The 13,678-nt window shown below is 59.8% G+C and carries 13 protein-coding genes; 12 read left to right on the forward strand and 1 reads right to left on the reverse strand.

The features are described from left to right. Nucleotides 1-15: 15 nt before the first annotated feature. From rbfA to yedF, 9 genes are all read left to right on the forward strand, one after another. The gene (rbfA, locus tag ACMGG9_RS00695) at nucleotides 16-426 is read left to right on the forward strand and encodes a 30S ribosome-binding factor RbfA (protein WP_004933508.1); all 411 of its coding nucleotides are present in this window, start codon (nucleotides 16-18) and stop codon (nucleotides 424-426) included. Then, the gene (truB, locus tag ACMGG9_RS00700; protein ID WP_033641660.1) at nucleotides 426-1,370 is read left to right on the forward strand and encodes a tRNA pseudouridine(55) synthase TruB; all 945 of its coding nucleotides are present in this window, start codon (nucleotides 426-428) and stop codon (nucleotides 1,368-1,370) included. The genes rbfA and truB overlap by 1 nt, the downstream gene beginning before the upstream one ends. Before the next feature lie 124 nt (nucleotides 1,371-1,494). Next, a complete protein-coding gene (gene rpsO, locus ACMGG9_RS00705) occupies nucleotides 1,495-1,764 on the forward strand; it encodes a 30S ribosomal protein S15 (RefSeq protein WP_004933502.1) in 270 nt (89 codons plus the stop codon). 256 nt (nucleotides 1,765-2,020) lie between these two features. Then, the gene (gene pnp / locus ACMGG9_RS00710; RefSeq protein ID WP_016929321.1) at nucleotides 2,021-4,138 is read left to right on the forward strand and encodes a polyribonucleotide nucleotidyltransferase; all 2,118 of its coding nucleotides are present in this window, start codon (nucleotides 2,021-2,023) and stop codon (nucleotides 4,136-4,138) included. 128 nt (nucleotides 4,139-4,266) lie between these two features. After that, nucleotides 4,267-5,151, forward strand: a complete 885-nt coding sequence (gene nlpI / locus ACMGG9_RS00715; protein WP_004933495.1) for a lipoprotein NlpI — start codon at nucleotides 4,267-4,269, stop codon at nucleotides 5,149-5,151. A 122-nt stretch (nucleotides 5,152-5,273) separates the two neighbouring features. Then, nucleotides 5,274-5,348 carry a protein YrbN gene (gene yrbN, locus ACMGG9_RS00720; RefSeq protein WP_223182019.1) on the forward strand — a complete coding sequence of 25 codons (75 nt, stop codon included), beginning with the start codon at nucleotides 5,274-5,276 and terminating at the stop codon, nucleotides 5,346-5,348. Beyond that, nucleotides 5,338-7,260, forward strand: a complete 1,923-nt coding sequence (locus ACMGG9_RS00725) for a DEAD/DEAH family ATP-dependent RNA helicase (protein ID WP_033641661.1) — start codon at nucleotides 5,338-5,340, stop codon at nucleotides 7,258-7,260. The genes yrbN and ACMGG9_RS00725 overlap by 11 nt, the downstream gene beginning before the upstream one ends. A 145-nt stretch (nucleotides 7,261-7,405) precedes the next feature. Continuing rightward, entirely contained in the window at nucleotides 7,406-8,620 is a 1,215-nt protein-coding gene (gene yedE, locus ACMGG9_RS00730; RefSeq protein ID WP_016929320.1) for a selenium metabolism membrane protein YedE/FdhT, read from the forward strand. Continuing rightward, nucleotides 8,617-8,856: a sulfurtransferase-like selenium metabolism protein YedF gene (yedF, locus tag ACMGG9_RS00735; protein WP_033641662.1), complete on the forward strand. Its 240-nt coding sequence runs from the start codon at nucleotides 8,617-8,619 to the stop codon at nucleotides 8,854-8,856. Before yedE ends, yedF begins: the two co-directional genes overlap by 4 nt. A gap of 37 nt (nucleotides 8,857-8,893) precedes the next feature. Here yedF and ACMGG9_RS00740 read toward each other — a convergent pair whose 3' ends face one another. Continuing rightward, on the reverse strand, nucleotides 8,894-9,907 hold the full coding sequence (locus ACMGG9_RS00740; RefSeq protein WP_072626611.1) for a luciferase-like monooxygenase: 1,014 nt from the start codon (nucleotides 9,905-9,907) through the stop codon (nucleotides 8,894-8,896). A gap of 232 nt (nucleotides 9,908-10,139) precedes the next feature. Here ACMGG9_RS00740 and ACMGG9_RS00745 point away from each other — a divergent pair, with 232 nt between their 5' ends. From ACMGG9_RS00745 to ACMGG9_RS00755, 3 genes are read left to right on the forward strand one after another with little or no spacing between them, the layout of a single operon-like run. Next, nucleotides 10,140-11,111: an HlyD family secretion protein gene (locus ACMGG9_RS00745; protein WP_033638900.1), complete on the forward strand. Its 972-nt coding sequence runs from the start codon at nucleotides 10,140-10,142 to the stop codon at nucleotides 11,109-11,111. Further along, nucleotides 11,093-12,247: an ABC transporter permease gene (locus ACMGG9_RS00750; protein WP_033651473.1), complete on the forward strand. Its 1,155-nt coding sequence runs from the start codon at nucleotides 11,093-11,095 to the stop codon at nucleotides 12,245-12,247. The genes ACMGG9_RS00745 and ACMGG9_RS00750 overlap by 19 nt, the downstream gene beginning before the upstream one ends. Continuing rightward, a complete protein-coding gene (locus tag ACMGG9_RS00755; RefSeq protein ID WP_016929316.1) occupies nucleotides 12,244-13,383 on the forward strand; it encodes an ABC transporter permease in 1,140 nt (379 codons plus the stop codon). Before ACMGG9_RS00750 ends, ACMGG9_RS00755 begins: the two co-directional genes overlap by 4 nt. Nucleotides 13,384-13,678: the final 295 nt, after the last annotated feature.

The following is a 13,678-nucleotide window of genomic DNA, read 5'->3' on the forward strand; positions in this document are numbered from 1 at the left end:
TCTGGAGAATCCAAAATGGCAAAAGAATTCAGCCGCGGTCAACGCGTGGCGCAAGAGATGCAGAAAGAGATTGCGATCATTCTGCAGCGTGAAGTGAAAGATCCGCGCGTCGGCATGGCGACCGTTTCCGGCGTGGAAGTGTCCCGCGACCTGGCGTATGCCAAGGTTTACGTCACCTTCCTGAACGTGCTGACCGAGAACCACGATCCGGATCTGGTCACCAACGGCATCAAAGCGTTGCAGGACGCTTCCGGCTATATCCGCACCCTGCTGGGCAAAGCGATGCGCCTGCGCGTGGTGCCGGAGCTGACCTTCGCTTACGACAACTCCCTGGTGGAAGGCATGCGCATGTCCAACCTGGTGACCAACGTGGTGAAGAACGACGCAGAGCGCCGTTCCGCCTCAGGCGATGACAAGGAGGATTAATGAGTCGCCCTCGTCGCCGCGGCCGTGACATCCACGGCGTGCTGTTGCTGGACAAGCCGCAGGGATTGTCGTCCAACGATGCGCTGCAAAAAGTAAAACGTCTGTACAACGCCAACCGAGCGGGCCATACCGGCGCGCTCGATCCGTTGGCGACCGGCATGTTGCCTATCTGCCTGGGCGAAGCGACCAAGTTTTCGCAATACCTGCTCGATTCCGACAAGCGCTATCGGGTGATCGCCAAGCTGGGGCAGCGTACCGATACCTCCGACGCCGACGGGCAGATCGTGCAGGAGCGCCCGGTGAACTTCACCCAGGCGCAGCTCGACGCGGCGCTGGACACCTTCCGCGGCGACATCCAGCAGGTGCCGTCGATGTATTCGGCGTTGAAATACCAGGGCAAGAAACTCTACGAGTATGCGCGCCAGGGCATCGAAGTGCCGCGCGAAGCGCGCAGCATCACGGTGTACGAGCTGCAGTTTATCCGCTGGGAAGGGGATGAACTCGAGCTGGAGATTCACTGCTCGAAAGGCACCTACATCCGCACCATCACCGACGATCTCGGCGAGCTGCTGGGCTGCGGCGCGCACGTGATCTATCTGCGCCGCCTGCAGGTGGCGACTTATCCCATCGCGCGCATGGTGACGCTGGAACAGCTGAACGCCTTGGTGGCGCAGGCGCAGGAACAAGCGATCGCGCCCGGCGAGCTGCTCGATCCGCTGCTGATGCCGATGGACAGCCCGGTTGAGAACTATCCGGAAGTGAATTTGCTGCCGGTGGTGGCGGGTTACGTCAAGCAGGGGCAACCGGTGCAAGTGGCCGGCGCGCCGGCATCCGGCCTGGTGCGCATCACCGAGGGTGAAGAGCGGAAATTCATCGGCGTTGGCGACATCGCCGAGGATGGTCGCGTGGCGCCGCGCCGCCTGGTGGTCGAGCATTTCGACTGACGGCGGGGCACTGCGTCGCCTTGCGATCGCACTGCGCTAAGAGTAGAATGGCGCAGCTTATGCATTGGGTTGCTGAATTAGAGATCGGCGCCTGTTTTTATTATCTATAATCTGGAGTATTACAATGTCTCTAAGTGTTGAAGCTAAAGCTCAAATCGTAGCTGATTTCGGTCGTGGTACTAACGACAGCGGTTCTACCGAAGTTCAGGTTGCCCTGCTGACTGCGCAGATCAACCATCTGCAAGGCCACTTCTCCGAGCACAAAAAAGATCACCACAGCCGTCGTGGTCTGCTGCGTATGGTTTCTCAGCGTCGTAAGCTGCTGGACTACCTGAAGCGTAAAGATGTAGCACGTTACACCAGCCTGATCGAGCGTCTGGGTCTGCGTCGCTAATCTAGCAAGTTTCAGTGGAAAGGGGCCTATTTTGGCCCCTTTCTTCTAGGAAGCATAAGCAAATCAGGTTAATGTATTACTGATGTTTCCAAACAGGTTCTTCCGTTACAGAGGTTCGCGCGGCTAATGAGAGGCTTTATCTCCCGCCTGAGATAAGGATTGTCATTAGTCGCGAGGATGTAGTGAGAAGGCAAATCGAGTCACAGGCGTGTCGAGTCGTCAATGCGATTGCGCGCCGTTAATCAAGGATATAATTTTGCTGACACCGATCATTCGCAAATTCCAGTATGGCCAGCATACCGTCACCATCGAAACCGGTATGATGGCTCGTCAGGCCACCGCCGCCGTTATGGTGAGCATGGATGACACCGCCGTATTCGTTACCGTCGTTGGCCAGAAAAAAGCCAAGCCGGGCCAGAGCTTCTTCCCGCTGACCGTTAACTACCAAGAGCGTACCTACGCCGCCGGCCGTATCCCGGGCAGCTTCTTCCGTCGCGAAGGCCGTCCGAGCGAAGGCGAGACCCTGACTTCCCGTTTGATCGACCGCCCGATCCGTCCACTGTTCCCGGACAGCTTCCTGAACGAAGTTCAGGTGATCGCGACCGTGGTTTCCGTTAACCCGCAGGTGAACCCGGACATCGTTGCGATGATCGGTGCCTCTGCCGCCCTGAGCCTGTCCGGTATTCCGTTCAACGGCCCAATCGGCGCCGCGCGCGTAGGTTACATCAACGATCAGTACGTACTGAACCCGACGACCGACGAGCTGAAAGAAAGCCGTCTGGATCTGGTGGTTGCCGGTACCGCCGGCGCGGTGCTGATGGTGGAATCCGAAGCGGACGTGCTGAGCGAAGATCAGATGCTGGGCGCCGTGGTGTTCGGCCACGACCAGCAGCAAGTGGTTATCGAAAACATCAACGCGCTGGTTGCCGAAGCCGGCAAGCCGAAGTGGGATTGGCAGGCGCCTGCGGTCAACGAAGCGCTGCACGCGCGCGTGGCTGAACTGGCCGAAGCTCGCCTGGGCGACGCTTACCACATTACCGAAAAACAAGAGCGTTACGCTCAGGTTGACGCGATCAAAGACAGCGTGGTTGAAACCCTGCTGGCGCAGGACGAGACGCTGGACGCCGGCGAAATCCAGGACATCCTGGGCACCGTCGAGAAGAACGTGGTGCGCAGCCGCGTACTGCGTGGCGAGCCGCGTATCGACGGCCGTGAAAAAGACATGATCCGTGGCCTGGACGTGCGCACCGGCGTACTGCCGCGCACCCACGGTTCTGCGCTGTTCACCCGTGGCGAAACTCAGGCGCTGGTTACCGCGACTCTGGGCACCGCGCGCGACGCACAGAACCTGGACGAGCTGATGGGCGAGAAGACCGACAGCTTCCTGTTCCACTACAACTTCCCTCCGTACTCCGTAGGCGAAACCGGCATGGTCGGTTCTCCTAAGCGTCGTGAAATCGGTCACGGTCGCCTGGCGAAACGCGGCGTATTGGCTATGATGCCTAAACCGGAAGATTTCCCGTACACGGTTCGCGTGGTGTCTGAAATCACCGAATCCAACGGTTCTTCTTCCATGGCTTCCGTGTGCGGCGCGTCTCTGGCGCTGATGGACGCCGGCGTGCCAATCAAGGCTGCCGTTGCGGGTATCGCGATGGGCCTGGTGAAAGAAGCCGACAACTATGTGGTTCTGTCCGACATTCTGGGTGACGAAGATCACCTGGGCGACATGGACTTCAAAGTGGCCGGTAGCCGCGACGGTATCACCGCGCTGCAGATGGACATCAAAATCGAAGGCATCACCCGCGAAATCATGCAGGTGGCTCTGAACCAGGCCAAGGGCGCGCGTCTGCACATCCTGGGCGTAATGGAACAGGCTATCAGCACCCCGCGCGGCGATATCTCCGAATTCGCACCGCGTATTCATACTATCCGCATCAACCCGGATAAAATCAAAGACGTGATCGGTAAGGGCGGTTCCGTTATCCGCGCGCTGACCGAAGAGACTGGCACTACCATCGAAATTGAAGATGATGGTACAGTTAAAATCGCTGCGACCGACGGTGAGAAAGCGAAATTCGCTATCCGTCGCATCGAAGAGATCACGGCAGAGATCGAAGTGGGCCGTATCTACCAGGGTAAAGTGACCCGTATCGTTGATTTCGGCGCATTCGTCGCTATCGGCGGTGGTAAAGAAGGCCTGGTGCACATTTCTCAGATCGCCGACAAGCGCGTTGAGAAAGTGACCGACTATCTGCAGATGGGTCAGGAAGTGCCGGTTAAGGTACTGGAAGTTGACCGTCAGGGCCGCGTGCGTCTGAGCATCAAAGAAGCGATGGCGCCGGAAGCAGGTTCACCTGCGCCTGAAGCAGAATAACTGTATAGATAGTTTTACAGCTCCCCGCCACGGGGTTGGGAGCTGTTCGTATCGCGCGGGTAGGATGCCCGCGTTTTAGCAAACGGAGGACAGGACGTTCATCCAATGTTTGTCTTCGGGAGTGGGAAATGAAGCCTTTCTTGCGCTGGTGTTACGTTGCGACAGCACTCATGCTGGCAGGATGCAGCAACCATGATTGGCGTAAAGACGAAGTTTTGGCAATCCCGTTGCAGCCTACGTTGCAGCAGGAAGTGATCCTGGCGCGCATGGAACAAATTCTTGCCAGCCGGGCACTGACGGATGACGAACGCGCACAGCTTTTATATGAGCGCGGTGTGCTGTATGATAGCCTCGGGTTACGTGCATTAGCGCGCAATGATTTCTCGCAGGCGCTGGCGATACGTCCCGACATGCCGGAAGTTTTCAACTACCTGGGCATTTACTTAACGCAGGCAGGCAATTTTGATGCTGCCTATGAAGCGTTTGATTCTGTACTAGAGCTTGATCCAACTTACAATTACGCGCGTTTAAACCGGGGCATCGCACTGTATTATGGCGGCCGCTTCCCGTTGGCGCAGGATGATCTGCAGGCGTTTTATCAAGACGACCCAAACGATCCCTTCCGTTCGTTATGGCTGTATCTGGTGGAGCGAGAAATCGATCCCAAGAAGGCCGAGGTAGCGCTTCAGCAGCGCTATGACAAAGCGGACAGAGGGCAATGGGGATGGAATATTGTCGAATTCTACCTGGGCAAGATCAGCGAAAAAACGCTGATGGAACGCCTCAAGGCAGATGCAACGGATAACACTTCGCTCGCTGAGCATCTCAGTGAAACTGACTTCTATTTGGGTAAACACTACCTGAGTCTGGGGGACAAGGACACCGCTTCGGCGCTGTTCAAACTGACGGTGTCTAACAACGTTCACAACTTCGTTGAGCACCGCTATGCATTGTTGGAATTGGCGCTTTTGGGCCAAGAGCAAGACGACCTATCGGAATCGGACCAGCAATAGCTGACGAACACCTATCAGCCTGATGAACATTGGTTTTTAACCAAAGTTATCGCCTTAACGGGCGAGGGCTTTTTTGTTCGTTTTATAATCTAATTTGAGCCGGTTCACACTTTTCAATGAAAATGACTGAAAATTTTCTCGACGAGTTATGTAGACTGGCTGCCATTATTAATGAGGCACGTGTACATGACGACTGAGTTTGAAACCTCTTTTGCTGATCTGGGGCTGTCTGCTCCAATCATTTCCGCCCTGAACGATCTGGGCTATGAAAAACCATCTCCGATCCAGGCTGAGTGTATTCCTCACCTGTTGAATGGCCGCGACGTGCTGGGCATGGCACAGACCGGTAGTGGTAAAACTGCAGCGTTCTCGCTGCCGCTGCTGCACAACCTGCAGGCAGACCTGAAAGCACCTCAGATCCTGGTGCTGGCACCGACCCGCGAACTGGCGGTTCAGGTTGCTGAAGCGATGACCGATTTCTCCAAACACATGAACGGCGTTAACGTGGTAGCCCTGTACGGCGGCCAGCGTTACGACGTGCAGCTGCGCGCTCTGCGCCAGGGCCCGCAAATCGTTGTGGGTACCCCAGGCCGCCTGCTGGACCACCTGAAGCGCGGCACCCTGAACCTCTCCAACCTGAGCGGTCTGGTGCTGGATGAAGCCGACGAAATGCTGCGCATGGGCTTTATCGAAGACGTAGAAACCATCATGGCTGAGATCCCGGCTGAACATCAGACCGCGCTGTTCTCCGCCACCATGCCGGAAGCGATCCGTCGCATTACCCGCCGCTTCATGAAAGAGCCGCAGGAAGTGCGCATCCAGTCCAGCGTCACCACCCGTCCGGACATCAGCCAGAGCTACTGGTCGGTCTACGGCATGCGTAAAAACGAAGCGCTGGTGCGTTTCCTGGAAGCCGAAGACTTTGACGCGGCGATCATCTTCGTTCGTACCAAGAACGCGACCCTGGAAGTGGCCGAAGCGCTGGAGCGCAGCGGTTACAGCAGCGCCGCGCTGAACGGCGACATGAACCAGGCGCTGCGTGAGCAGACCCTGGAGCGCCTGAAAGACGGTCGTCTGGATATCCTGATTGCCACCGACGTTGCGGCCCGTGGCCTGGACGTTGAGCGCATCAGCCTGGTTGTCAACTATGACATCCCGATGGACTCCGAGTCTTACGTTCACCGTATCGGCCGTACCGGTCGTGCGGGCCGCGCCGGCCGCGCGCTGCTGTTCGTGGAAAACCGCGAACGCCGCCTGCTGCGCAACATCGAACGCACCATGAAGCTGACCATCCCGGAAGTGGAGCTGCCGAACGCAGAACTGCTGGGCGAGCGTCGTCTGGCCAAGTTCGCCGCGAAAGTTCAGCAGCAGCTGGAAAGCAGCGATCTGGATCTGTACCGCGCGCTGCTGACCAAACTGCAGCCGGAAGAAGAGCTGGATATGGAAACCCTGGCCGCAGCGCTGCTGAAAATGGCTCAGGGCGAACGTCCGCTGATCCTGCCACCGGATCCGGTCTTCAAGCCGCGTCAGCGTCGTGAGTTCAACGACCGTGACGATCGCCGTGGCGACCGTCGTGACAGCCGCGATAGCCGTGACGGCGATCGTCCGCGTCGCGAACGTCGTGACGTTGGCGAAATGCAGCTGTACCGCATCGAAGTAGGCCGTGACGATGGCGTAGAAGTCCGTCACATCGTTGGCGCTATCGCTAACGAAGGCGACATCAGCAGCCGTTACATCGGTAACATCAAGCTGTTCGCTTCCCACTCCACCATCGAGCTGCCAAAAGGCATGCCGGGCGAGATCCTGAATCACTTCACTCGCACTCGCATCCTGAACAAGCCGATGAACATGCAGCTGCTGGGCGATGCACAGCCGTTCGAACGTCGCGAGCGTCGTGACGGCGGCAACGGCGGCGAGCGTCGCGGCAACGGTCGTCCGTTCAACGGCGAACGTCGCGAAGGCGGCCCACGTCGTTCCTTCGGCGAACGTCGTGAAGGCGGTAACGGCGGTGAGCGTCGTGGCGGTAACTACAACCGTGACGGCAAGCCGGCGCCACGCCGTGATGACGGCGCACCGGCGGCACCACGTCGTCGTTTCGGCGACGCGTAATCGCCGATTCACCGTTCGCGGTGAGCGCTCTGAAAAACCAGCCTGCGGGCTGGTTTTTTTATGCCTGAAAATTGCCGTCAAACGCCCCTGAATGGCGTATCATTCATAAGGTTTTTTCTTACGGATGATATGCACGGGAGATGCCATGAGTTGGCAGCAGTTCAAATCTCAATACCTGGTGCGCTTTTGGGCGCCGCTGCCGGCGGTGATCGCCGCCGGGATCCTCTCTACCTACTACTTCGGCATGACCGGCACCTTCTGGGCGGTGACCGGCGAATTCACGCGCTGGGGCGGCCATGTGCTGCAGTGGTTCGGTCTGCACCCTGAGCAGTGGGGCTATTTCAAGGTGATCGGTTTGCAGGGCACGCCGCTGGAGCGCATCGACGGGCGCATGATCATCGGCATGTTCGCCGGTTGTATCGCCGCCGCGCTGTGGGCCAACAACATCAAGCTGCGTCAACCGCAGCATCGTATTCGCATCGTGCAGGCGCTGCTGGGCGGCATCATCGCCGGTTTCGGCGCGCGCCTGGCGATGGGTTGTAACCTGGCGGCATTCTTCACCGGCATTCCTCAGTTCTCGTTGCACGCCTGGTTTTTCGCGCTGGCGACCGCCGCCGGTTCTTACTTCGGCGCCAAATTCACGCTGCTGCCGATGTTCCGCATCCCGGTCAAATTGCAAAAGGTGAAGGCCGCCGCGCCGCTGACGCAGAAGCCTGAGCAGGCGCGCCGCCGCTTCCGGCTGGGCATGGCCGTCTTCGGCCTGGCGGTGGCCTGGTCGCTGTGGACGCTGTTCGATGCGCCGAAGCTCGGCATCGCCATGCTGTTCGGCATCGGCTTTGGCCTGCTGATCGAGCGCGCGCAGATCTGCTTCACTTCGGCGTTCCGCGATCTGTGGATCACCGGCCGCACTCACATGGCGAAAGCCATCATCATCGGCATGGCGGTGAGCGCCATCGGCATCTTCAGCTATGTGCAGCTCGGCGTGGCGCCGAAGATCATGTGGGCCGGCCCGAATGCGGTGCTGGGCGGTTTGCTGTTCGGCTTCGGCATCGTGCTGGCCGGCGGCTGCGAGACCGGTTGGATGTACCGCGCCGTGGAAGGGCAGGTGCACTACTGGTGGGTGGGGCTGGGCAACATCATCGGCGCTACGCTGCTGGCCTATTACTGGGACGACCTGGCGCCGGCGCTGGCAACCGACTACGACAAGATCAACCTGCTCGATACCTTCGGCCCGATCGGCGGCCTGCTGGTGACTTACCTGCTGCTGGCGCTGGCCTTCGCCGCCATGCTGTGGTGGGAGAAACGCTTTTTCCGCGCCCGGCCTGAGGCGCAGGTGGTGAATTTGAGGAGCATGCCATGAAAGCGACGACGATAGTGCCGGACTACCGGCTGGACATGCTGGGCGAGCCTTGCCCATACCCGGCGGTGGCGACGCTGGAGGCGATGCCGCAGCTGAAGCCGGGGGAGATCCTGGAGGTGATCAGCGATTGCCCGCAGTCGATCAACAACATCCCGCTCGATGCGCGCAACCACGGCTACAAGGTGCTGGATATCCAGCAGGACGGGCCGACCATTCGCTACCTGATCCAGCGTTAACGCCAAGGCGGTGGGGTTCCCACCGCCTCTTCGCTTTTTAGCCCTTCACGATGTCGCCCTTCACGCCGGCGACGATCTCGAACGAACGCAGCCGCGCCTGATGATCGAAAATCTGGCCGTTGACCATGATCTCGTCGGCATCGGTTTCACGCAGCAGCGTTTGCAGCCCGTGGCGCACCGTTTTTTCATCGCCGACGATCGACATCCGCAGCGCCTGCTCGACGCCGTATTGCTCGCCGGCGGTCCACAGCGCGTGAATGTTATCCACCGGCGGCGGCAGCGGGCCGGGCGAACCGCGGCGCAGATTGATGAACTGCTGCTGCATCGAGCTGAACAGGAAGCGTGCGTCACGGTCGCTGTCGGCGGCGATCACGTTGACGCAGACCATGGCGTGCGGCTGCGCCAGCTGTTTGGACGGTTTGAAGTTCTCGCGGTACAGCTGCAGCGCCTGGAACAGCATATCCGGGGCGAAGTGCGAAGCGAAGGCGAACGGCAGGCCGAGCTGCGCCGCCAGCTGCGCGCTATAGAGGCTGGAGCCGAGCAGCCAGAGCGGCACATGCAGCCCCTGGCCCGGCACCGCCTGCACCGGTTGCCCGGGCTGCGCATCGCAGAAGTAGTTTTGCAGTTCCTGCACGTCGCGCGGGAAGGTATCCACGTCGCCGGACAGGTGGCGGCGCAGCGCCATCATGGTGCGCTGATCGGTGCCGGGCGCGCGGCCCAACCCCAAATCGATGCGCCCAGGGTAGAGTGACTCCAGCGTGCCGAATTGTTCGGCGATCACCAGCGGCGCATGGTTCGGCAGCATCACGCCGCCGGAGCCGAGGCGAATGCTCTGGGTGCCGGCGGCCAGATAGCCCAGCAGCACCGAGGTGGCGGCGCTGCCGATGCCGGTCATGTTGTGGTGCTCGGCCAGCCAGTAGCGCCGGTAACCCCAGCGTTCGGCGTGCTGCGCCAAATCCAGCGAACAGTGAAAAGCGTCGCGCGCCTTGGCCCCTTGCGGGATTGGCGATAAATCCAGTACCGAAAGCGGTACGGCAGTGTGTTCAGTCATGACATCGTCCATCAGAGAGTGGATCGCTTAAAGGGCGATTGCAGGAGTCTGCATACTAAAAGGCCGAAAAAAAGATGCTTTTTAGTGTTAAAAGCATAATCCAATTTATAGTTATAAAAGAGGAGATATGTGCTTGTGATATCCTCATGAGTGCAATGGTGTTTTTTGGAGCAATTTGAGACATGGAAATGATTATCCCCGCCCGCCGCTTACCGTTCCGGGAGCTGACATAATGAAAAAAAAGACGCTGTTTACCCTGTTGCTGATGTTGGCGGCGATCGCATTGGCGATCCTGTTCCGCGCGCACAATCAGGATCTGTTGCTGCAGGGTGAAGTGGATGCCCCCGAAGTGATCGTCGCATCCAAGGCGAAAGGCCGGGTCGTTGAACGCCTGATCGAACGCGGCGACGACGTGAAAAGCGGCCAACTGATCATTCAACTTGATAGCCCCGAACTGATGGCGCAACTGCGTTCCGCACAGGCGACGCGCGACGAGGCCAAGGCACAGCTCGAGCTGTCGCTGCACGGCACCCGTGAAGAGAGCATCCGCAACCTGCGCGCCAACCTGGCGCAGGCCGAGGCGCAGTACCGCAATGCGCAAAACGACTACAACCGGAACCTGAGCGTGGCCGGCAAGGGCTATATCTCGAAGTCCGAGCTGGACGCTTCGCGCCGGTCGCGCGACACCGCCTTCCAACAGGTGCAGGCCGCCAAGGCCAATCTGGATGAAGGCATCAACGGCGACCGCGTCGAGCAGCGGCAGCAATATGCGGCGGCGCTGCGGGCGGCGGAAGAGAACCTGCTGCAGATCCAGGCGCAGAGCGACGATCTGCAGGTGAAAGCGCCGGTAGACGGCGAAGTGGGGCCGATCCCGGCCGAAGTGGGCGAATTGCTGAACGCCGGCAGCCCGCTGGTGACGTTGATCCGGGTGCCGGACGCCTACTTCGTGTTTAACCTGCGTGAAGACATCCTGGCCCACGTGCGCAAAGGCGACAAGGTCAAGCTGCGGGTGCCGGCGCTGAAGGACAAAATGATCGACACCGAGGTGCGCTACATCGCGCCGCTGGGGGATTACGCCACCAAACGCGCCACCCGCGCCACCGGCGACTTCGACCTGAAAACCTTCGAAGTGCGCCTGTATCCGTCACAGCCGGTGGACGGCCTGCGTCCGGGGATGAGCACCTTATGGCAATGGAAAGAGTAAGGGCCGGCTGGCGCTGCTTCAGTCACGCGTTCGACAAAGAGTGTCGCGTCGCCTTTCGCAGCCCGGTGGTGCACTGGCTGAGCTGGATCTTTCCGCTGATCCTGTTTGCGCTGATCAGCAGCAACTTCTCCGAAGGCACGCTGCTCGATCTGCCGGTCTCGGTGGTGGACAGCGATCACAGCCCGCTGTCCAAATCGCTGACGCGGCGGCTGGACGCCGGTTCGCACGCCCACGTCGAGGCTTACGGCGGCGGGTTGCCGGAGTCGCTGAGCCGCCTGCGCAGCGCGCAGGATTACGCGTTGCTGTATATCCCGCCGGATCTTGAGGCCAACGCGCTGTCGGGCAAACAGCCGAGCGTGGTGATGTACTACAATGCGTTGTTCTACGGCGCCGGGCTGTACTCCACCCAGGACTTTGGCGGCCTGATGAACGAAATCAACGCCAGCACCCGCAGCATCATCGCCACCGAGATGGGCAAGACGCTGCCGCCGTTGGCGGACGTGACGCTCTCCTACGGCAGCCTGTTCAACGCCAGCGGCAGCTATATCTATTACCAGCAGTTCGCCGCCACCATCCATCTGCTGCAGCTGTTCGCGGTGACCTGCATGATCTACGTGCTGGCGCGCAGCAAGTCGCTGCTGCAGGCCAAGCCGTTCAGCCTGGCGCTACTCGGCAAGCTGGCGCCGTACACGCTGTGTTTCACCACCCTGCTGATGGTCGAGATCGCGGCGCTGGTGGGCATCTTTGACGCCCGCGTCAGCGGCAATCCTCTGTTTATGCTGATGATCGGCCTGTTCTACGTGATGGCGGCGCAGAGCATCGGCCTGCTGCTGTACACCTTTACCGGTAGTACCATCACCGCGTACAGCCTGATCGGTATTTTGGTCAGTATCGCGATGACCTTCTCCGGCATGGCGGTGCCTGAGCTGTCGATGCCGCTGCCGGCGCGCATCATTTCCAACATCGAACCGCTGACCCACGCGCTGTACGCGATGTTTGACGTGTTCCTGCGGCAGGTGCACGCCAGCGCCATCTTCAGCGTGTGCGCGCTGCTGGCGGTCTATCCGCTGGTGGCCGCGCTGCTGGTGCGCAATCGCCTGCCGGCGCGGCTGGAAAAAGAGGGGAACGCCGGATGAAGCTCTATTGGCAAACCTTCGTTAAAGTGCTGCTCGGCATGCTGGAGCGGCCGGTGTGGCTGATGCTGATCCTGTCGCTGTGCATCATGAGCCTGGTGTACGCCAACCGCACGGTCTGGGATCTGCCGGTGGGGGTGGTCGATCAGGATCACAGCACCGCCAGCCGGCAGCTGATCCGCCAGCTGGACGCCACGTCCAAGATAGCGATTGAAACCTACGACAGCCTGGAACAGGCGCAGCGCGATCTCAGCTGGCGCAAGCTGTTTGCGGTGATCATCATGCCGGTGGATCTGGAGAAGAAGATCCTCAGCGGGCAGAACATCGTGGTGCCGGTCTACGGCGACGCCACCAACCGCCTGGCCAACGGCCAGATCCAACAAGACGTGGTGGCGGCCTATCAGCAGCTACTGACGGAGTACAACAACGGGCTGCTGCTGCGCAGCGGCTTCAGCGAACGGCAGGCGCAGATACTGCTGACGCCGATACTGGGACAAACGCTGGACGTGTTCAACCCCGGCATCAGCTTTGCGGCGATCATCTTCCCCGGTCTGTTGGTGATGCTGTTGCAGCACTCGTTGCTGATCGCCTGTATCCGCGTCAATATCGCCATGAAGAGCATGCCCGGCGGCAAAGCGCCGCTGGCGGCGCACCTCGGCGGGCTGACGGCGCTTCTGCCGATCTGGCTGTTCCTGTCGATCGTGCTGTTCGTGCTGTGGCCGTGGGTATTGGGCTATAGGCAGACGGCGAACATCGCCGAACTGCTGCTGCTGACCTTCCCGTTCCTGCTGGCGGTATTGGGGCTGGGCAAGCTGGTGACCGAGTGCCTGCGCAGCGTCGAGATGATCTACCTGACGCTGGCGTTCATCACTACGCCGGTCTTCTACCTGTCCGGCACCATCTGGCCGCTGCAGTCGATGCCGGCCTGGGTGCGCGCCATCTCGTATAGCATTCCCTCCACCTGGGGCACCAAGGCGATCGCCGGCGTCAACCAGATGGGGCTGTCGCTGAATGAAGTGTGGGGCGACGTGGTGATGATGCTGATACTCGGCGTGGTCTACACCCTGCTGGGCTTCGGCGTGGCCTTCTTGCGCAACAGCGTGGCGCTGCGCGGGATGTTCAGGAAGCGGCGGGCGTAAGGGGAGGCATTGATGCCTTTCCCGGTGACGTCAAAAGATAATTAATCAAATGGGTTATTGCGTTATCCCCGCGGCCGGCGGGGATAACGCAAAGCGACCACAACCCGGCAATCGGGTTTCGGCCGCGCATAAACTCTCCTCGCTAACGACACGCAGCAACCCCTTCTTGAAATTCGGTCTGGCCCGCCGACAATCACGCACACCTTCAATCACGCCTGTTTGTGTTGCAGTGTTATGTTCTCTTTTTGATAAGGCTATTCCTAATTCTTTCAACCTTATCATCCCTAAAAAATAA

It is taken from the genome of Serratia sp. BNK-10 (assembly GCF_047456065.1).
GTDB classification, from domain to species: Bacteria; Pseudomonadota; Gammaproteobacteria; order Enterobacterales; family Enterobacteriaceae; genus Serratia; species Serratia ureilytica.